Source organism: Hyphococcus lacteus, from assembly GCF_041058985.1.
Lineage (GTDB): Bacteria > Pseudomonadota > Alphaproteobacteria > Caulobacterales > Parvularculaceae > Hyphococcus > Hyphococcus lacteus.
Window position 1 is genome coordinate 622,273 of sequence record NZ_JBEHZE010000001.1, and the last position, 20,435, is coordinate 642,707.

Here is a 20,435-nt window from a genome sequence, read left to right on the forward strand (position 1 = left end):
AAATAAACTGTTAATGTGGCACCAATTTGACAATGCCGACAATCATAGGGCGAATCATCGAAAAATCGCGCAACTACAGACCCTTACTCGACGCCCCTTCTCCCCTGACTAACTGTTTTCACCCTCCCCTTTAGGAAATCCCCCTTCTCAGTGTTTCATTCAAAGAACAATTAATTTTACTTCGCCTGTCCCAATGTGACCCGACATCTCTTGAATAGGCCAAGCGGCCCGGGATATAGCCACCCTATAATGACGCCATGAGCCCACTGGGCTCTTTTTTTAAATTCAGCCCGGATGCCAATCATGACAACGACGCCCAGATCAAACAAAACGGCCCTCATTACCGGTGTAACCGGTCAGGATGGGGCGTACCTGGCCCGGCTCCTGCTTGAAAAAGGCTACGAAGTTCATGGCGTGAAGCGTCGCTCATCATCATTTAACACCGGCCGGATCGACGATATTTACTCAGACCCCCATGAAGGAAAAACTAATTTCCACTTGCATTATGGGGACTTAACTGATTCCACCAATCTCATCCGGTTAATTCAGGAAACCCAGCCAGACGAAATTTACAATCTCGGCGCGCAAAGCCATGTCCAAGTCAGCTTTGAGACTCCCGAATATACGGCGAATTCCGATGCGCTTGGCGTGCTTCGCCTGCTTGAGGGCATCCGCATCCTGAAGTTGGAAGACAAAGTTCGATTTTATCAGGCCTCAACATCTGAGTTATACGGATTGGTGCAGGAAGTCCCTCAGCGCGAAACGACACCTTTCTATCCGCGCTCCCCCTATGCTGCCGCAAAATTGTATGGCTACTGGATTACCGTCAATTATCGCGAAGCTTACGGAATGCACGCCTCAAACGGCATCTTATTCAACCATGAAAGCCCGCTACGCGGCGAGACCTTTGTCACCCGCAAAATCACTCGCGCCGTCACCGCAATAAAGCGCGAAGAGCAAACCTGTCTTTATCTCGGTAATCTCGACGCGCAGCGCGATTGGGGTCACGCCAGAGACTATGTGGACGGCATGTGGCGTATCCTCCAACAAGAAACGCCGGACGACTATGTGCTTGGCACCGGCGAAATGCATTCCGTCCGCGAATTTACAGAGTTGGCATTTAAAGAAGTCGGCATAACGATCGAATGGCGCGGCAAAGGCATCGAAGAAGAAGGGATCGACAAAGAAACCGGTCGTGTCGTGGTCCGTATCGATCCGCGCTACTTCCGCCCCGCTGAGGTAGAAGAACTACTCGCGGACCCGAAAAAGGCACATGAAAAACTAGGGTGGAAACACACGACGAAATTCCGAGAGCTCGTTTCGGAAATGGTCCGTGAGGATATGAATGACCCTGCATTTCGAGTGCGCGGCGAGGCGAACTAGTCGATGTCAAACACCTACTCGCTAGAGGGAAAACGTGTTTTTGTGGCTGGCCATCGTGGCATGGTCGGTGCTGCGATTGTTGAGCGCCTCAAAAGCGAAAATTGCGCCGCGATTCTGACTGCTGGCCGAGCGGACCTTGATCTAATTCAGCAATCAAATGTCAACGCATGGATGAACGATCAGAAACCAGATGCGGTCATTGTCGCCGCTGCAAGGGTTGGCGGTATCTACGCCAATGATACGTACCCGGCAGATTTTCTATATGACAATCTCATGATTGAGGCCAACCTGATTCAGGCGGCACACAAGAATGGGGTTGAGAAACTATTGTTTCTAGGCTCGTCGTGCATCTACCCAAAATTTGCAGAACAACCGATTACCGAAGAGGCGCTTTTAACCGGCGCGCTCGAACCAACAAATGAATGGTACGCGATTGCGAAAATCGCAGGGATAAAGCTTTGTCAGGCTTACCGCCGACAGCATGGTGCAGATTATATTTCCGCTATGCCTACGAACCTATACGGGCCAAATGATAATTTTGATCTCAAAAATTCCCATGTGATCCCGGCGCTTATTCGAAAAGCATTGGCCGCAAAAGACGCGGGCGAAACCGGTATCGAGGTTTGGGGGACGGGCGCGCCTCGCCGCGAATTTTTACATGTCCGTGATTGCGCCGATGCTTTGGTATTCCTGTTAAAAAACTATTCCGGTCATGAACATGTGAATGTGGGCTATGGGGACGACATACCGATAGCCGAAATCGCAACGCTTATTTGTGATATTGTCGGCCTATCTGGCCCTATGCGGTTCGATACCAGCAAGCCAGATGGCACACCGCGCAAACTGATGTCAGCGGATAAGCTTCGCGCTATGGGTTGGACACCCGAAATATCATTGCGTGACGGCCTGACGGAAACGATCGAATGGTTCTTAGATAATCAAGCTGACGCACGACTTAGCTAAGCCCAGCGACAATTCCGAAAACGAACTGTCTGGCCATCTTTTGCGATCAGCCGAATACAAATCGTTTCACCCGATAAAACGTTCTCATGTGTTGTTAGCCTGACCAGATTGCCAGAGGTCGTCGCTTCATAAGCGCGATCACAAATCTCCGCACTCATCAGCTTTGAAGCATCTTCTACTTCGACGACCAGACTATTTTTCGGCTCTGCGTCGTAATGCGCCACAAAAATTTCTGCGCTCTCTGAGATCGCACCGTCCGCAGCTAATCCGTAAACAATCTTCCGACCGCGCGTCAAAGCCCGGGTCACGACGTTTTGTATCGCAGCGGGCTTAATCCGTGAAAGCACGTTTTGAATAGCGAATGAACGAAAAATCGAAGCCTGCTTCGCCTGAGGTGCATACATCTTGATGATACGTTGCAACTCTTCGCGGCGGCGCGCGTTGAAAGATGCTGTTTTGGTATCCGCGCCCCACAACACCATCGACAAAGGCGTATCGATGAAATCGAACTTCGCGCCCGTTTGATAGATCCGAATAAATAAATCCCAATCCATGGTATAGTGAAGCGACAAATCTATACCGCCCGCCGCTTCGTAGGAGGCGCGCCGGAAAAAACACGACGGCTGAGAAATAATCCCCCCCTCAAGGAGGCGCAGTCCCGGCGGCTCTACCGCCCAATGATAACCAGTCATGCGGGCTTCATCATCGAGAATGGTCGAATGGCCATAAACAACATCAAGTGTTGGGTCACCGCCAAGCTTATCGCTGACTTTTTTTAGCGCATTGGGAAATAAAATATCATCCGCGTTGAGCCACCCAAGAAATGGTGCGGTACTATTATCCCACCCTTCTTTGATCGCATCGGATTGTCCATCATCAGGCCCGTGACGCCGATAGGTCAGCGCCGCATTATAATGATCCGCAATTTCGCGCACGCGGGGGTCACCCGACGCATCAAGAAGGCAGATCTCAACTGAATCACCCTGCTGCGCGAGGCTTTCTAGGCACCAAGGTAAAAAGGGGTGATACGCGCCAATGGGTACCGATATCGAGAACTTCATATTGTACAGCTTTTTTCACTCTGCGAGCGCTCTTTTATCGGGATAGTCTTTCCCTGTCGACGCAATAAAGCAAAGGGCGACCAGACCATTCGCGCCGCGATATAGGCACTCTTTTTTTGCACTGATAAAATTGCACGATCATCTCTGAACTGAGCAAGGTTTCCATATCCGTCTTTGATCGCATTAAAATATGCGCCAGAAGTTCCGGACAGCAACGCTTTGCCCAACAACAGTAAATCACCAATCCCGCGAATCGGAACGGTCAACCAATACAGAACCGCCGGCGTGTTCTTGTAATAAAGCCAAATCCGATTGCGATGGCCGTGATACACTGAAAATTCGCTATTCCGTCCAGTGACGCCTGATCCTTCATGGTGAACAACGGCATCGTGCAATTGCACTGTTTCTCCGCCAGAAAGTAATAATCGAAAGCCTAGATCGACATCCTCGCCGTAACAAAAAAACCGCTCATCAAATCCGCCGAGCGCTTCAAATACATCACGGCGATAAAATGCGGCCGCTGCGCAAGCAGCAAAGCAACCGCTATCCTGCGGGCGTTTTTTGCGCGGCCAACCGAAAAACCCGCGATAGGCAATTCCATAAACAGAACACACATCTCCGGCACCATCGAGTCGGTCGTGGTCATGGTCATCAATTTGTGTTGACCCAAATGCCTCAACGACCGGGAAACGCCTCTGTCCAGCGACAAAAGCCGTAAGCCAGTTAGGCTCGGCATAAGCATCGGGGTTCAGAAATGCGAGCCAGCGACCGCGCGCAGATTTCGCAGCAAGATTGTTGGCCGCCGCAAAGCCAAGATTGTCACCCGCTTCAATAAGCGTAAATTTAATATCACTGGCTGTGGCTACCGCAAGTGAATCATCATCGGACGCATTATCGACGACGATAATATCGAAATTGCGGAAAACCTGTGCCGCCAAATGCTCAAGGCATCGACGTAACCGGTCACCAGCATTGTAATTGACAATGATGACCGTGACCAAGGGTGATGAATGATCCGCTTCCATACCCCTCTTTAGTCTTGGCACTAGGTAAACCACAAGCGCAGAAGTTATTTGTCGCGCAACGCCTTGTTACTCATGACCGACATCGGCTTAACGATATAGGCTAGGACCGAGCGCTTGCCATTGAGGATAGCAACGTCAGCGGCCATCCCAGAGACGATTTTAAGATCGCCTTGCCGAGATTTCAACGCTTCGGCTTTGGTACGAACTTTGATCGAGTAATATCGTTCGCCAGATTTTTCCTCTTCGATTGCGTCGGGGCTAATTGTTTCGATCGTCCCATCGAGTGAACCGTAAACCGAAGAATCATAGGCCGATATCGATACACGCGCATCTTGACCGATCCGAAGGAAACCAATATCGGCGGGTTTTATTTTCGCTTCAACCAATAGCGTATCTTCGCTCGGGACAATCTCAACGATGGTTTCCCCAGGCGAAACTACGCCCCCAATTGTTGAAATCAGTACACGATTGATAACGCCCGATACCGGGGCGCGAACTTCCGTTCTGGCAACTTTGTCCTGAAGCGCCGGCAATTCACCCTTTAGTTCTTCAAGCTCTGCTTTGGATTGCGTCAATTCATCAAACGCCGAGGCAGAGAATGTCTTGCGTATGCGATTAATTTCACCTTCGGCCTCAGATATCTCAAGTTTAAACCGACCAATCGCGATTTCCGCACGCTGGACCTCGCCACGTGCCGCGGCCTCGCGTTGACGTGCGCGCAACAATTCGACCTGTGGTTCAATACCGCGACTGACCAACCGCTTCATTATGCTATGTTCTTCGGTTGCAAGATCAAATGCCTCTTGCGCAGTCATCAGCGCGACTTCTGAATCCGCGAGTGCCTTTCGGCGTTGTTCCAACTTGCTCGTTTCAATCCCAATCGACGCTTGGAACTCTTCCTGCCGGGCATTAAACAATTTTCGCTCGTTCAACACAGCCTGCGGTGATGCTTTGACCAAACCTTGCGGAAAAGCGACGGGCGATAAGCTCGCCTCCGCTTCTAACCGCGCGATACGCGCCGCGAGCACATTGTGGCCTTCTTGGCCCTGTGCGAATGCAACATTCATCTGTGTGGGATCTAGTCGAACCAATAATTCGCCTGATTCGACGTGATCCCCTGCCGAAACCAGAATTTCTTTAACAATACCGCCTTCGAAATACTGCAACTCTTGTAGCTGGTTCGATGTTACGACCCACCCCGCACCACGCGTGACACGATCAAGCTTTGCGAGGGACGCCCAAACCAAGGTCAACACCACAAGCCCGGCTAAAATATAAAGCAGCATTTGCGCCGCCTTAGCGGGTTCGATTGGCATCGAATCATCGATATCGAAGTCGTGTGTATTCTGATCGCTCATGATCTATGCTGCTCTAATGCCGTTAACAGATGGCGGCGGGGCAATTCGTTTTTCTTTCAGATCCCGCGCAGAAGACATCGCCCGCAAAACAGTATCGCGTGGGCCATCAACAAGTATCCGCCCACGATCAAGAACAATGATCCGATCTACCAATCGCACCATTGACATTCTGTGGGTCACGATAAGCACCGTTCTGTCTCTTGTGGCTTCGTGTAGGCGCGCAATTAAGGCCGCCTCGGCTTGCGAATCGAGCGCACTCGATGGTTCATCTAGCAATAGAATTGACGGTTTCGGTGCCAATGCCCGCGCCAAGGCAATCGCCTGCCGCTGACCGCCCGAAAGCCCCTCACCGCGCTCGGTCAATCGCTGATCATATCCGCCCGCACTTGCGCCAACAAAATCGTGCACGCCCGAAATTTTTGCCGCTTCCAGAATATCTTCGTCGGAAATTTTATCGAGACCAAGCGCAATATTCTCCCGCACCGACCCTGAGAATAGACAAACATCTTGTAAAACCACGCCAATATTAGAACGCAAATCAGCGGGTCGAAGCTGCCGAATATCGGTATCGTCAACAAGTACAGACCCTTCTGTCGGCTGATAAACACCTGTGATCTGGCGCACGATCGTACTTTTTCCGGAACCGTTACGCCCGAGAATTGCCACGCGTTCGCCTGGCTCTATCGTGAAAGATACATCTTCCAATGCCCTTGTGGTTTCACCCGGGTAAGAGAAGGCAACATCCCGAAACTCTATTTTTCCACTTAGCGACGGACGCGCTAAATATTCTCGTTTGGGATCGGTTTCGCTCTGCGCCGTCATCAATTCATCAAGTGATTTATAGGATGCCATCGCCCCATTAACGCGGCTCAACAGCGATGCCACTTGCGCCAGCGGCCCCATTGCGCGCCCCGTTAAAATAACGCAAGCGATTAAAGCGCCAGTTGTGATTTCGTTTGCGCTTACTAAGAAAACACCAATGACAACAACACCGACTTGACTGGCCTGCTGAGAAAAACCGGCAGCATTTACCGCAAATTGATTGAGGAAACGGCCAACCGTGGAAACTTTCGCATGCCGGGTTACACCGCCGCGCCAACGCGAACGCATCATCTCGCTCGCTTGAACACTTTTCACGGTTTCCAACCCGCCCAAGGTTTCAATCAGAACCGCATTTTTCTGATGGCCTTCAACCATCGCTTGCTGGGTACGTTTCAAAATCAACGGCTGGATCAAAAGTCCGGAACCTAACGCAAGCACGACCCCTAAAAGCGGAACAAACGCAATCGGCCCGCCGATCAACGCGACTGCTCCGATAAAGAAAAAGATGAAGGGTAAATCAACAATGGCCACAAGGGTTGCAGACGAAAAGAAGTCACGAAGGTTTTCGAATTCTTTAACCAAACCTGCGATCGCCCCCGTCGCGCTTTTTCGCGCCTCCAGACGCATAGACATCAAATTATCAAAGACACTAACACCGACCGTGGCATCAAGACGTTGTCCCGCAATATCGATGAAATAACCACGCAACGATTTTAAAAGAAAATCAAAAATATGCGCGAGCATAACCCCAATCGTTAGGGCAATGAGTGATTCAATTGCTTGGTTTGGTAGAACACGGTCATAAACCGTCATAATAAAGAACGACGAAACTAGTCCGAGCAAATTCACCACTGTCGCGGCTAAAACCGTCTGTCCATATATCTTGGTGTTTTTACGTAGCGGCCCAAATAACCAATGCTCACTCGGCGCCATGTCTTTAAAGAATGAGCGCTTATCCATTTGCATCACCAAATCGCACTTCATTATATTCATTCTCTGGAGAAAACAGACGGAGTAAATCACCTGTATGTTCCATCAGTGCGTAACCAGCGATATCACGCCCTGAGAGGCCAATGAGATATGCGACACCTGCATCAAAATAATCATTTTCTGCCTGAAGAACATCAATCAAATCACCGCGCGATAGCTTGTATCGTTCTAAAACCAATTCACGGGTTTCATCATGCGCCACAAGCGCGTCAGCAAGCGAACTAAGCCGGGCATCTGCGCTCTGAAGACGCTCATAAGCCATCGCCGCTTCACGAGCGACATCTTGTCGAATACGCTCTTCGTTGTATTTTTCTTTGCGTGCGCGAGATCGTGCAATGGCAATATCCGCCGCACGACTTCCTCCACCAAAAATATTGTAATTGATCTTTAGGCCAGCCCGAACATCAAAGTCATCGCCGCCCTCAAAGATATCATATTTTACAGCATCAACGGATAACCGCACCTCTGGCATACGCGCACTTTTCGCAACTTTGACATCAGCTTGGCGGGCATCTAACCGCGCTTGCGCAACCGATATCTCTGGGTTTTGTTCCAGCGCCGTTGCCACAGTTTCGTTTCGCGAATTTACGTCTGGTGTTGCCATTCCTGGGCGTTTTAGTTTTGGCGGTGCGTCACCAAAAAACTCTTCATAGGCGATGTCCGTAAAAAGCTTGCTCTCTTGAATTTCTGAAAGCCTAGCGCGCGCCGCCGACAACCGCGCGAATGCGCGCGTTACATCTGCTCTTGATCCAGCGCCTAGACGTTCACGCTCTTTTACATCCGCGAGGATTTCTTCATTGCGCCGGATGAACGCTTCAGCGAAGGCCACAAGGGCTTGGTGAGCTGCAACATCGTGATAAGCCGTTAACGCTGAAAGTGCGAGGTTATTGATCTGCGAGCTCATGGCGAATTTATATTCTCGGTCGAGTGCGCGTGCCCCGCGGATACGTTGGATTGTCGCGCCGCCATCAAAAATTAACTGCGACGCTGAAATACCTGCGGTGTATTGCTCACGCGGGCGCAACGATTCCACCACATTATCTGTGCCCGTGGCAAACTCACGCGTCAGAGAATAGTCGCCGTTCAATTGTGCCGATAATTGCGGGTATAACGCCGATTTTGCACGATGACGAACCGCGTTCGCCTCGCCAAGGTCAGACGCAGTGGCATGGAATGCAGGATGCCGCCCCACCGCACGCCGGATTGCCGTTGTAAAATCTGAAGCGGATTGTTGTTCCGTGACGAGGTAACTCGCGGGACCAAGTGCATGTTCGAGTTTTGAATTCGCTGTAAATGTATCACGAGCCGCGCCAGAATTAGATTTGCCTTCCTCTACAGGGGCAACGATATCGCCGGGGTAAACCGATCCGACTTCGGCAATATTATCCTGTGCCCCAATCGCTACGCTAGGCAAAATAATTGCGATGACACTAAATAGAAAAACCGTCCGAAGTCTGATCATCAACCATACCCATCCGCATAAACAACACACGGCATGGTGCCGCGCACTCGTGTTAAGGTTAACCAAAACCTTAATAGAGTGAGATCACTGACAAAGGCTTAATTAGAGAGAATTCGCCCACACTCAGACTAGGAAGAAAGATGAAACATTCTTAAAAACTTTCTTGCGAAGCTTTAATTAGTTTTTAATAAATTCAGCTTGTTTGCCATTAACGATACTAAGCAAGGCCGCTTCAAATTCATCGGTCGCCGTTTCCCAATCGCGGCGGCGTGCCGTTTCAACGCAATTTTCTGAAAGGCGAGACCAATCCTCTTCGGTAAGTTCGAGAATTTTTTGTGTGGCTTTTACCGCTGAATCAACGTCGTGAGAAATGATCGCACCATTCTTTTCGGAGACCAGTTGGGGGGCTGCCCCGGCCGGGGTCGCAACAACAGGTGTTCCGCTCGCCATCGCCTCTAAGATCGGCAATCCATATCCTTCGCTGTCGCTCGTAAACAGCCAAACATCACAGCTACCGTAAATTTTCGCGATATCTTTTCCCGTTGGCTTCAGGGTGAATTCTATCCAGTTAGGCATTTTGTGTTCTGGCCTCGGCGCATGGCTTCCAAACGCAATGACGCGCAGATCCGGATATATTTTCTTAAGTTTTCGGCATGTTTCAATTGCGAGTGGAGAGTTTTTTCTCTGCGCGACAGAATAGAGAAATCCCACCACTGGGTGATCCGATTTTTTGCGCGTAGAATTATTAAATTTTTCGTAGTCAATTACATTTTCTACAAAAAATGGCTCTCTAATATTATCATAATTAACCATTTCCTCTCGCAACCAATCCGACACAACAATCTTATAATACGGTAGGTTATAAACTGCTTTCACTCGTTCAATTGGTAGATACGGAAAAATTTCATGATCTTGGATTAAATGGAATTTTTTAAACCTATTGGTCGCGCTAGATATCCACTCGCCAGTTTCCCACCATGTAGCAATAAGTACATCCGCGTCAGGTAAATCAGCCGGGGCCAATTCTCGCACGCCGTTAATTATCTTTATCTCGACATTTCTGTTTTCTAAAAATGGCGGTGACGCGACTGATTTCGGTTTTTGCTTCGATCTGAATAAATTTTTGATCTTACCTTTGAGCGTTCTTGGCTTAGGTGCGCCTCCCTCTGGCGCTATCAACGTAACTTCGTGCCCACGACGCTGAAGATGATCTGCATATCCCGCAACAATTCGAAAGCCGCCGGTTTCACTAAGGGACCCCGCCGCCTGAACAAAAACAATCTTCAACTTCTCTTTCATCCGTCGCACAAATCCGAATTCAGGTTGTAAACATCAACATAGCGGCCAAAATTATCGCCGCTGCGATCATCCGTCCCTCAACCATTGGATCAATTCTCATCAATTTTTTTCCCAAAGCCCAAACTGTTGGCAAGGTGACAATGGCAATAGAGGCGTAAATTATAATTGCGGCTTTCTCATCCAAATATGTCATGGCTAATGGCAAAGCTAAAACCATCACTATTCCACCAATGACTGTTACCGCCGTAAATCCTTTACTGTTTCCGGACGCCAAAACGGCCGTGTTAATAAGGCGGTACGGCAAAAATAATAATGTCGGCGCGAGTAACTTTACGTAATATCCAACCCCGTCAAAGTCATCTGGATAGATCAACGCAAAAATTGGTTCTGCCAGAAAAAATGCCCCGAAGGCCATTGCGATTGCCGAGGCATCTATCAACAGTCGTATTTTTTTGTAGAGTGCCGCAAGGTTTTGCGGTTCATCACGCAAAACCTCACTGAATGCAGGAAAAAACACTCTTCCGATAACGGATTGAATAATGGATACTGCAGCCATAACCCAAATCGCCGCAATTGCATAAAGGCTGAATGAGTCTGCCTTCATCATCCATCCAAAAATTAATTGATCGCCACGATTCAGAATAAATCCGAAAAAAGATGCAATGATCAGCCATTTTCCAAAACTGAAAATCTCATCAAAATGAGTGCGATCAAGCTGGAGTCCCATTCGCGGGCCCGAGAAAATAACATGAGAAAGTATCGTGGCGAACATCGCCCCGGAGAGCGTCCCGATGACCAGTGCCCAAATACCAAATCCCGAATAAGCAAGGCTGATCGTCACGACCATGGCAAAAACTTGCTGCCCAATCTCCAACCCAACAACACGGTTCATTTCTAACCGACGCTCGGCCAGTGATCGATTTGTGGAACCCAAACCGCTGATTGGTAACTGAACCCCAATCACGACCATCAATAAAGGCAGCACCGGGTCTGCGAAAATGCTCTCCGCATTGACCACCCCGCCCTTGGTCAGCAAGTAAACCCCTAGCGCGGCCAACATGATGATGCCCCAAACCAACAAATTTCTTAAGATTTGGGTGGTCCATGCGGTACGCATGAAGGCCGGTTTGTCGCTGTTCTGGCTGCGGATAACGCTGGAACCAATGCCGATATCAGTCAGCATCACTGCCCAGATATTGATGGAAAGCGCCACCGCCATGAGGCCAAAGACCTCTGGCATCAAAAGACGTGTTAGAATCAAATTGGAAAACAAACGAAGTACTTGGCTAATACCAAAACCGCTCATTATGGCACCGCCGCTCGTCAAAATTCGCCGCCGCAACGAATGCGCGGGTAAATTTGATGCTGTCGTTTCGTCGCTGGTCATCTTGTTAACACTATTTTTCGACATCCGCCGTCTGATCATCGCAACTACGATAATAAAGTTGACAAATCTATGACTTCTATGGGGTTTCCCATCTGGTGCGGCTCATGCATTGTCAAACGCCGTTTACATTAACACGCCCGGCCCAGCCCATGGCCAACGATTCGAGCTGAAATAATTTCCTATGTCGACGCATTACAAAGCCTTCATCGTCGTTTTCGTGCTCTCCGTGATCGGGTTCGTCTTCTTCAGAAAGCCCTATGCGGCAGCTATCGGGGCGAAGCGTTTTGATAATTGGCGTAATTTGTGGTTGGCCATAACCGCCTGTCTGTTTTTAATTCCCAGCTTCTGGCCCTATGTCATTATATCAGCGCTTGTTGTCTTGTTCATGTCGAGACCAGACCCGCTGAAGTCAGCCCTTTTTATGTTGTTGCTTTTCGTTTCGCCAAATATTGGTGATGCGATACCGGGGTTTGCTGGGATCAACAAATTCATCATGGTTACGCCACAAGCAGTCTTTACGTTCGTGCTGCTTATTCCGGCGATGATTGCCGCACCGAAAATGAAAAAACTAACGCCTGTCGGATCAGCCGCGGACGTCTGTTTTTTACTTTTTCTGGCGCTGCAGTTAATACTCTGTCTGCGCGGCCCGACGGTAACGCACATTATCCGCACGATGATCGAGCAGTTTCTCGTTATTGCGCCGTTCTATTTTGTTTTCAGTAGAGCACCAAAGTCACTTTCAGATATTAGGATAATTTCAGCAGCTTACACGATGCCGATCCTAATTTTGTCCGTCCTGTCAATCTTAGAGTTAATCCGTACATGGCATTTTTATACCAGTGTCGGCTATAATTGGTTCGGCGCAATGCCCTTTACCTACACTATGCGCGATGGGTTTTTACGCGCATCAGCGTCAGTGATTGACCCAATTGTTTGGGGTTTTATTGCCATGACGGGCATCGGTGTGGGTTTAGCGTTCTTTACTGAGAACTTTTCTAAATTCTATAAAAGCCTTGGGTTCGGTTTACTGACAATAGGCTTATTGATGTCACTCTCACGCGGACCTTGGATGGGTGCCGTCGCGATGATTTTGGCCTTTGTTGCGATCAGTCCAAAAGCTATGACCCGCGCAGTACAGCTAGGTGCAGCCAGCGTATTGGGCGGCTTGATCGCAATGGTGACGCCATTCGGGCAAAAAATCCTGAATCTATTGCCGTTTGTTGGCACAACCGCGGGCGACACAATTTCATATCGCCAACAACTACTTAAGGCCGCACGTGAGGTAATGGCAGAAAATCCATTTTTTGGATCTTCAAATTATCTCGACCACCCGAAACTCGAAGCCTTGCGACAAGGTCAAGGCATTATCGACATCGTCAATAGCTATCTAGAGGTCGGACTCAAAAGCGGGTTTGTCGGAATAGCATTATTCGTCGGTGTCTTTTTGTTCGCACTCATGTCTCTACGCGGTGCTATGAAATCTGCGATCACGTATAACCCAACGCTAGCGCTTTATTGCCGTGCTTATTTTGCGACTATTGTCGGGATTATGATCACGATCTTCACGACAAGTAGCGTCTACCACACGCCGATCGTGTATTGGAGTATACTTGGACTAGCAATTGCGCTCGCACGAATTGAACGACATTGTCGGCTTCACCAAGGCTCCCCCAATATAAATGCGCAGCCACTCGCGCCAGAAGCCGAGGCAACGCCAGAATTCAACTGGAAATAATCACGCCGTAACATTGCAACTGCATTGCACAGTGGGAGGCAATGCCCCCTGATGTTACCTTCAGCAATCATAGTTGAGATTGCTGGAGGCGCGCCGCATGACGTCATTACCTGAAACAGAAACGCTTATTCTTGAAATTCAAGACGGATGGTTGACGATATCTCTCAACCGTCCTGAAAGTCGTAACGCGCTATCCGATGAAATGGCCACCGAATTATTCGCAGCGTTAAGCAGTGTCACCAATGACCGGACCATTCGCGGGATTACTTTGCGTGGCAAGAACGGCATTTTTTGCGCTGGCGGGGACCTAAAAGGTTTCCAAAAAAGCCTGGCGGGCAACTTTTCCTTTGATGACGCTAAAACCATGAGCCAAAAAGCGGGCGAGCTTTTTGCGCTCATTAACAGCATGCCGCAAGTTGTCATTGCTATGGTTGAAGGTGCTGCAATCGCCGGCGGGCTCGGTATGGCGTGCTGCGCCGATTTCGTCGTCGCGGTTGAAGACGCTAAATTCTCGCTAACGGAGACAATGTTAGGAATATCTCCGGCACAGATCGCGCCTTTCGTTATTCAGCGCACCGGGCAAATGGCTGCGCGCCGCCTGATGCTGACGGGTGCACGATTTGATGGCAGCGAAGCCCACAAACTTGGGATCGTCGATATTGTCGTCAAAACCGCTAAAGAGGGTAATGCGGCTGAACAAGACATTCGCAAAAATGTTATCCGGTGCGCACCCGGCGCAAACGCAATTACAAAAGAAATTGTCCGTGCCACGGCCTATATGAATACAGACGCTATGATCGATTTTGCAGCCGACGGTTTCGCTAAATGTATGCTCGGTGATGAAGGCCGGGAAGGCATCCTGTCGTTTATTGAAAAGCGCAAACCAGATTGGGCACAAACAAATAGTTTGGATGAGGAATAATGCATAACGCAGCTAAAGATTTTTTGACTGAATGTGATACCTTGTATGATCTCCTCTGCAACATTGACGAGCAAGATTTGAAATGCGTAACACAGTTCAAAAAATGGACGATCGAAGACATCGTTGCACATCTCCATATGTGGAACGTCACCGCATTATTAACGCTCAAAGACCAAGAACAATTTCGATCCTTTCTTGCCGACATACTGCCCGTGATGGGACAAGAAGGGCACATAAAGGCTCAACGATTCTGGTTAGAAAAGCATAGTAACAACGCACAGGGACGAGCCCTAATAGACACATGGCGGTCGTTTTACCCACAACTCGCAGGCGCATATCGCCAAACATCCCCAGACCAAAGGGTTGCATGGGTCGGCCCGGAGATGACCACAACCGCAAAAATAATCGCGCGACAGATGGAAAGTTGGGCCCACGGCCAAGCAATTTTCGATATTCTTGGTGCTGAGCGCGAGGATAGCGATCGTATCCGTAATATTTGCCACCTTGGTGTCACGACATATAGCTGGACATTCCGCAACCGCCAGATCACGCCGCCACAACCAAAGCCCCATGTCCGTTTAACCGCCCCATCTGGTGCGGAGTGGAGTTGGAATGACGCGCAAACCGACAACTTTGTCCGCGGCAGCGCGGTCGAGTTCGCCCAGGTTGTCACGCAAACCCGCAATATTGCAGACACAAAGCTAGAGACCTTCGGCGATGCAGCAACGCAATGGATGGCGATTGCGCAATGCTTTGCCGGACCGCCCGAAGATCCGCCAGCAATAGGCACTCGTTTCATAAATAAATGGCGCGTACAAATCAAAATCCGTTAGGCCTTACTTATACTTGCCTTTTTGCATAAGCACCCATAGATTTATCGACGGTCCGCAGCGCTATTCCCTACTGCGGCCAAGGGGGGAACTATGCAAATTCAATCTTACATCCGGACCTTTGCGTGTCTGCTTGCGGCACTTGCGTTCACTTCGCACACAAAAGCCGAAGGAATACCGACACCCGCAGAACAGAAAAACGTATTAGGCTACGAAACTGGAAATCCGGATGAATGGCAATCCAACCTTGATGTTGCCATTGCCGCACCAAATAATCACGAAATTCTGCTTGAAAATGAATCCGTTCGACTGATCCGAGTCGAAATTAAAAGTTAACATACTTTGCTTCGCCACCGCACCTTATATTCGGGTCACTCAACAGGCGGGCGTTTATCCTATTGAGCAAAAACACGCCGCAGAGAAACAAGGCACGGGGAAAGAAATGACCGCTAATAATAAGATTGACCGGGTCAACGGTTGGCTGACCCTCGGAGCGAATTTAGGTGTTGTGCTAGGCCTAATCATTCTGATCATTGAGGTTCAACAAAATGCTGCTTTGACTCGTGCGGCACTAGAGGCTGATAAAAACAATCAACTTGCCAATATTGAATTAAGTCTAGCCTCACCAGAAACAGCTGCTGCATGGACAAAATCCGTGCACGCACCTGAATCCATGACTGATACTGAAATTAGAATCGTTGATTCACATCTGGCGGCGGTCACGTTGCAATGGGACAACCTCCTTCAAATGGAGGCCGACGGATTGACGACAATGGCCCGAGTGGAAAGCCATATTCGGAATACTGCACCATTTTATTTTGGGAGCAGGTTCGGCAAGAACTGGTGGAAGAGGCAAATGCCCGGATGGGAGGGTACACCGATGTTTAACATTGCCGATCCCATTATCTTGAGTGTCGATTCCGAGTTCATCGTCACTTATCTAGACGAAACCCGCCTACGTGCGCCGGAAACAACGGGTAAGGAATAATAATGCTTCTCCGCCGCATCACCGAACACGTCAAAGCACAAAACTGGACGGCCGTTGCGCTCGACTTTGTCATTGTCGTTGTCGGGGTCTTCATCGGTATTCAGGTGTCGAACTGGAATGACGCACGAGGGTTCGCTGAGCGCGAGCGCATTTTGATTCAGGAGCTGCGCGAAGAAGTGGTCCACAATGCGGCCATGGCGCATGCGGTTGGCGAAGGCTTGACAGTCGGCGGGGATGCCGCGCGCCGCATTCTTGCACTGATTGAGCGAGAGGAACCGACCTGTACCGGTGACTGTTGGCCGATCATTGTAGATCTCATGCACGCTTCGCAATGGCAGCGCATGCTGGTGAACTGGACAACCTATGACGAATTGCGGCGCGAAGGGCTGCCCAGAGATCGGCGAATCATCGAGGCGGTGGAAACCTATAAAAATATAAGCCATCGAGGCGGTGTCGCCCTCGAGACGCCGCCGCATTACCGGGCACTCGTCCGTAACATGATGCCGATCGCATGGCAGGATGCATATTGGGACGCCTGTTTTGTGCAGTCAGGCGGCATGGAAGAATATCGGCACCCCTGCGCACCGCCACCAGGCGAACTCTATATTGATCCCGAACGGGTCGCGCAGATACTCGCTCATCCGGATATAGCGACGACATTGCGCGAATGGACGAGCGTCGCGCGCGTGGTAGGTAATACACAGACCAGCGCACTACAGGAGGCGGCTTCCGAAACTCTAGCCGCCATCGACCGCCGTGAGGGGATGACGCCATGATCCTGCGCCGCATCACCGAACACGTCAAAGCACAAAACTGGTTTGCGGTTTTTCTCGATTTTATCATCGTCGTTGTCGGCGTCTTCATCGGTATTCAGGTCGCGAATTGGAATGATGCGCAACAAAGCAATGCGCAAGTGGCTGATTTGATGACGCGGATGGTTTCTGAAGCGACCACAACGCGCAGCGAAATGGCGCGTTATAAAGAATTTCATCAAGAGATTTACAATAACGCATTTCAACTCGCCCTTGCACTAAAGGACAAAGAGACCTGCATAGCTATGGGCGACGAATTGACTATCCTAATCATTGGCATATCGGATTTTCCGCCGCCGCGATTTTCGTTGTCCAACGCCGAGCAGGCGATGGAAACAGGCAGTATGGCACACATTCAATCTGCGGGTGTGCGGACTGGCATTCAAACGATTACGGATGAAATGGAGTTTATCGATCGCCAATGGCAACGATATGTAAGCGTGAAACAAAACGCCAATCAGGAAGCGCATAGAGCGGCCGGGGTATCGTTAACAGGCCGCGGTGAAATGGATTGGGGAGCTTCAGTTGGCTACGATGCCAACAGCTATGAGTTGCTGACTCCTGAAAATATTTGCGGAGATACCGAAATAGTGGCTCTCGCGGCCAACGTAGCCGTCTTGCAAAAAATCTATGTCAACTATCTGAGAGAAGTTGAAAAGGCGCTTGATGATTATCTTGCTACACTGAGCGAAGGAATAGAAGAGCAATGATCCTTCGCCGCATCGCTACCGCTTTCCGCAGGCAGGACTGGTTCACGGTCCTGATCGAAATGCTGATCGTCATTTTTGGTGTATATCTGGGCCTTATATTTAATGATGTTCGTGAAACGCGAGATAGAGCGCACGCTGCGCAGGAATCGCTTCTGCTTTTACTGGATGATCTCGAAGGCGATATCAATCGGATCGAACTGGTCAGGTCGCGACAACAAGTGCGGATTGACGCATTTACGGTGGCTATCGCTGAATTGGCCAAACAAACGCCTTCCTATGAGCTGATCGCAGAAAAGCTGGCCGTTGGCGTAGCACACAATCAAACGCTCTACGCTCGCGACACCATCTATGATGTCATGGAAGCAGACGGGTTGCTCGTCGCAATCCCGGATGAACTGAAGGAAATGATCCGCACGATTTACGGTTCCTACCTGCCGATGCTGGCGGAGGCTGGCTTGCAACTCGACCAAAATACCTACGCGATCGATGCACAGTGCTTCGATGTCTATTGGGACCGGGAATTGAAAAGGCCCATCAGTGAGGAACCGACGGACCTACGGCGACTGAGCAACTGTTTCGTGAATATGCGCGACACGTCTCAAATCTATTCACATGGCCCCGACGGCGAACGCTTGGCGAAATTTTATCATTTACGGGATGCGCTTCGCGAAGAGCTGGGTGTCACAACCACAAACGAACAGGTGACGCAATGATCCTTCGCCGCATCGCCACCGCTTTTCGCCGACAGGACTGGTTCACGGTCCTTGTCGAGACCATGATCGTCGTCATGGGCGTGTTTCTCGGCATTCAAGTCGCGAACTGGAACGATGCGCGGGCCGACGCACGCATAGGTGCCGATTACACCGTCCACCTCATCGCTGATCTTGAACAGGATTTGGGAGCGGCTCGCGGGTTGATCAGTTATTACGACGCCGTGACTGAAAGCATAAACGCCACCGACCGCTTGCTCACCAGTCCAGATTTTGACCGCCATCGCATTTTGAAAAAGGGAAATGGTACCGCCTGGTGGTCTCGAACCACCGACCTCTAGATCCACAATCTAGCGCTCTAACCAACTGAGCTAAGGCGGCTTATGAAGGCGCGGAACCTACGCGCGGCCCCCCGCTAATTCAAGCGGGGAAGCGTCAGTTTTCATAAAGTTTCGCCCAGAAAAAGCAAATGCCCTATGAGCCAGCACCCAAGAGGGCGATTTCGCGCTTGAGCTGCGCGATCCGCGTGGCATCATTGGGGTGTGTCGCCAAAAATTCGGGAGTTGAGCCAGATTTCTTAGCGGACATCTTTTCCCAAAAACGCACGGCTTCGTTGGGGTTGTACCCAGCGCGGTGCATATAACGCAGGCCATATTTGTCGGCTTCTAGCTCGTGCTGGCGTGAAAACGGCAAAATCACACCATATTGTGCACCAAGGCCAAGCGCCTGTAGCGCGACCTGTGAGCCCTGACCACCGCCGCCTAGCGCGACCTGGGCAACACCAAGACCGGCTTGGGTCGCCGCCGTGCGGCCATAACGCTGGCCCGAATGGTTGAATTTCACATGAGCGACCTCATGCCCCATGACTGTTGCGATTTGGGCATCATTCTCCATCAGATCGAGAATACCGGTATAAAAACCAATTTTACCGCCGGGCAGCGCAAACGCATTCAATTCGTCAGAGGCGAACACCGCCACCTCCCAGCCGGCGGGACTATCACCGGCTGCCGCGATAATTTTGGGCATAACGCGATTAACGCGGGAGACATAGCGCGGGTCATTGGTCGTGGGTTGTTGTGCCTTGAGGTCGGTCCACGCTGATGAAGCAAGCTGGGCCATTTGCGCACTATCAGGCGTGAATGCCTGCGAGACGGTTTCGCAGCCCGGCGTTAGAACCACGATGCTACCGGCTGCAGCAGCCTGTACAAAGCCGCGCCGCGACATGGTCACTTTGTGATCAAGAACCTGAAATTTGTCGCTCATCAAAATCCCCTTTGTTAAAACTCATGATTAACCATAAGCCAGCAAACGCGCTGGCACAAATTCGATTTGCGGCGAAATGGTTCCGAATGTTGGGGAACTTTCTCTAAGGCTCGAGCTCGCAGTCCCAATAGAGAAAATCCTGCCAGCTTTCATGGAGATAGTGCGGCGGGAAAGCCCGGCCCCGCTCATTCAGCTCGTACATGGAAGGCCGAAGTGGCTCACGCGCCGGGAACATCTTGGCTTCGCGAGGTGTACGGCCCCCTTTGCGAATGTTGCAGGCGCTACAGGCGGCGACAATATTTTCCCATGTGGTCCGCCCCCCCTGAGAGCGCGGCACAACATGATCAAAGGTGAGCGCATCACGCTCAGTCGATGAGCAATATTGGCAGGCAAAACTATCGCGCAAGAAAACATTAAATCGCGTAAACGCCGGCGCGCGGGAATGTTTCACGAAAGTCTTTAGCGACACCACCGATGGTAGTCGCATTTCAAAGTTTTGGCTGTGCACGCTGGTATCATATTGTGCAACAACATCAACACGATCAAGGAATACTGCTTTGAGCGCGTCTTGCCACGACCATAGCGAGAGCGGAAAATAACTAAGCGGCCTAAAGTCCGCATTCAGAACAAGTGCAGGACATGCATCAGGGGAGCGTTGCGCAACGGACATCAGCAACGCCCCTCTGCGATAAGATCACCAAAACAAAAATGCCAA

At 50.2% G+C, this 20,435-nt stretch carries 20 protein-coding genes and 1 tRNA gene; 11 read left to right on the plus strand and 10 right to left on the minus strand.

Features of this window, described 5'->3' with window-relative positions:
• Positions 1 to 303: 303 nt before the first annotated feature.
• Both gmd and fcl read left to right on the plus strand, forming a co-directional pair.
• A complete protein-coding gene (gmd, locus tag ABFZ84_RS02960) occupies positions 304 to 1,383 on the plus strand; it encodes a GDP-mannose 4,6-dehydratase (RefSeq protein ID WP_369312422.1) in 1,080 nt (359 codons plus the stop codon).
• A 3-nt stretch (positions 1,384 to 1,386) separates the two neighbouring features.
• On the plus strand, positions 1,387 to 2,346 hold the full coding sequence (gene fcl / locus ABFZ84_RS02965) for a GDP-L-fucose synthase (RefSeq protein ID WP_369312423.1): 960 nt from the start codon (positions 1,387 to 1,389) through the stop codon (positions 2,344 to 2,346).
• Here the strand turns inward: fcl and ABFZ84_RS02970 are convergent.
• The 7 genes from ABFZ84_RS02970 to ABFZ84_RS03000 all read right to left on the minus strand — a co-directional run bounded on the left by ABFZ84_RS02970 (position 2,343) and on the right by ABFZ84_RS03000 (position 11,750).
• Positions 2,343 to 3,407, minus strand: coding sequence for a glycosyltransferase (locus ABFZ84_RS02970; protein WP_369312424.1), 1,065 nt, complete (start codon positions 3,405 to 3,407; stop codon positions 2,343 to 2,345). The genes fcl and ABFZ84_RS02970 overlap by 4 nt on opposite strands.
• The gene (locus ABFZ84_RS02975) at positions 3,404 to 4,432 is read right to left on the minus strand and encodes a glycosyltransferase family 2 protein (RefSeq protein ID WP_369312425.1); all 1,029 of its coding nucleotides are present in this window, start codon (positions 4,430 to 4,432) and stop codon (positions 3,404 to 3,406) included. The genes ABFZ84_RS02970 and ABFZ84_RS02975 overlap by 4 nt, the downstream gene beginning before the upstream one ends.
• Before the next feature lie 44 nt (positions 4,433 to 4,476).
• The gene (locus ABFZ84_RS02980) at positions 4,477 to 5,790 is read right to left on the minus strand and encodes an HlyD family type I secretion periplasmic adaptor subunit (RefSeq protein WP_369312426.1); all 1,314 of its coding nucleotides are present in this window, start codon (positions 5,788 to 5,790) and stop codon (positions 4,477 to 4,479) included.
• 3 nt (positions 5,791 to 5,793) lie between these two features.
• A complete protein-coding gene (locus ABFZ84_RS02985; protein WP_369312427.1) occupies positions 5,794 to 7,572 on the minus strand; it encodes a type I secretion system permease/ATPase in 1,779 nt (592 codons plus the stop codon).
• On the minus strand, positions 7,565 to 9,064 hold the full coding sequence (locus ABFZ84_RS02990) for a TolC family protein (RefSeq protein WP_369312428.1): 1,500 nt from the start codon (positions 9,062 to 9,064) through the stop codon (positions 7,565 to 7,567). The genes ABFZ84_RS02985 and ABFZ84_RS02990 overlap by 8 nt, the downstream gene beginning before the upstream one ends.
• Before the next feature lie 177 nt (positions 9,065 to 9,241).
• On the minus strand, positions 9,242 to 10,363 hold the full coding sequence (locus ABFZ84_RS02995) for a glycosyltransferase family 4 protein (protein WP_369312429.1): 1,122 nt from the start codon (positions 10,361 to 10,363) through the stop codon (positions 9,242 to 9,244).
• 19 nt (positions 10,364 to 10,382) lie between these two features.
• Positions 10,383 to 11,750, minus strand: coding sequence for an oligosaccharide flippase family protein (locus tag ABFZ84_RS03000; RefSeq protein WP_369312430.1), 1,368 nt, complete (start codon positions 11,748 to 11,750; stop codon positions 10,383 to 10,385).
• A 181-nt stretch (positions 11,751 to 11,931) separates the two neighbouring features.
• On the opposite strand from ABFZ84_RS03000, the gene ABFZ84_RS03005 reads away from it, so the two are divergent.
• The 9 genes from ABFZ84_RS03005 (at position 11,932) to ABFZ84_RS03045 (ending at position 18,798) form a co-directional block, all read left to right on the plus strand.
• The gene (locus ABFZ84_RS03005) at positions 11,932 to 13,485 is read left to right on the plus strand and encodes an O-antigen ligase family protein (protein WP_369312431.1); all 1,554 of its coding nucleotides are present in this window, start codon (positions 11,932 to 11,934) and stop codon (positions 13,483 to 13,485) included.
• A gap of 97 nt (positions 13,486 to 13,582) precedes the next feature.
• Positions 13,583 to 14,407 carry an enoyl-CoA hydratase/isomerase family protein gene (locus tag ABFZ84_RS03010; protein ID WP_369312432.1) on the plus strand — a complete coding sequence of 275 codons (825 nt, stop codon included), beginning with the start codon at positions 13,583 to 13,585 and terminating at the stop codon, positions 14,405 to 14,407.
• Positions 14,407 to 15,240 (plus strand): TIGR03084 family metal-binding protein, encoded by an 834-nt coding sequence (locus ABFZ84_RS03015; RefSeq protein ID WP_369312433.1) that lies wholly within the window; start codon positions 14,407 to 14,409, stop codon positions 15,238 to 15,240. The genes ABFZ84_RS03010 and ABFZ84_RS03015 overlap by 1 nt, the downstream gene beginning before the upstream one ends.
• Before the next feature lie 90 nt (positions 15,241 to 15,330).
• Complete coding sequence (locus ABFZ84_RS03020) at positions 15,331 to 15,573, plus strand: hypothetical protein (protein ID WP_369312434.1); 243 nt, start codon at positions 15,331 to 15,333, stop codon at positions 15,571 to 15,573.
• Positions 15,574 to 15,679: 106 nt separating this feature from the next.
• Entirely contained in the window at positions 15,680 to 16,225 is a 546-nt protein-coding gene (locus ABFZ84_RS03025) for a hypothetical protein (protein WP_369312435.1), read from the plus strand.
• Between the two features lie 2 nt (positions 16,226 to 16,227).
• Positions 16,228 to 17,001, plus strand: coding sequence for a hypothetical protein (locus tag ABFZ84_RS03030; protein WP_369312436.1), 774 nt, complete (start codon positions 16,228 to 16,230; stop codon positions 16,999 to 17,001).
• Positions 16,998 to 17,747, plus strand: coding sequence for a hypothetical protein (locus ABFZ84_RS03035; RefSeq protein ID WP_369312437.1), 750 nt, complete (start codon positions 16,998 to 17,000; stop codon positions 17,745 to 17,747). The genes ABFZ84_RS03030 and ABFZ84_RS03035 overlap by 4 nt, the downstream gene beginning before the upstream one ends.
• Complete coding sequence (locus ABFZ84_RS03040) at positions 17,744 to 18,460, plus strand: hypothetical protein (RefSeq protein ID WP_369312438.1); 717 nt, start codon at positions 17,744 to 17,746, stop codon at positions 18,458 to 18,460. Before ABFZ84_RS03035 ends, ABFZ84_RS03040 begins: the two co-directional genes overlap by 4 nt.
• The gene (locus ABFZ84_RS03045; RefSeq protein WP_369312439.1) at positions 18,457 to 18,798 is read left to right on the plus strand and encodes a hypothetical protein; all 342 of its coding nucleotides are present in this window, start codon (positions 18,457 to 18,459) and stop codon (positions 18,796 to 18,798) included. Before ABFZ84_RS03040 ends, ABFZ84_RS03045 begins: the two co-directional genes overlap by 4 nt.
• On the opposite strand, the gene ABFZ84_RS03050 is transcribed toward ABFZ84_RS03045, so the two are convergent.
• The 3 genes from ABFZ84_RS03050 to ABFZ84_RS03060 form a co-directional block, all read right to left on the minus strand.
• Positions 18,762 to 18,838 (minus strand) — tRNA-His (locus tag ABFZ84_RS03050). The genes ABFZ84_RS03045 and ABFZ84_RS03050 overlap by 37 nt on opposite strands.
• A gap of 93 nt (positions 18,839 to 18,931) precedes the next feature.
• The gene (locus ABFZ84_RS03055; RefSeq protein WP_369312440.1) at positions 18,932 to 19,720 is read right to left on the minus strand and encodes a M48 family metallopeptidase; all 789 of its coding nucleotides are present in this window, start codon (positions 19,718 to 19,720) and stop codon (positions 18,932 to 18,934) included.
• Between the two features lie 103 nt (positions 19,721 to 19,823).
• Positions 19,824 to 20,390: an HNH endonuclease gene (locus ABFZ84_RS03060; RefSeq protein WP_369312441.1), complete on the minus strand. Its 567-nt coding sequence runs from the start codon at positions 20,388 to 20,390 to the stop codon at positions 19,824 to 19,826.
• Between the last annotated feature and the right edge of the window lie 45 nt (positions 20,391 to 20,435).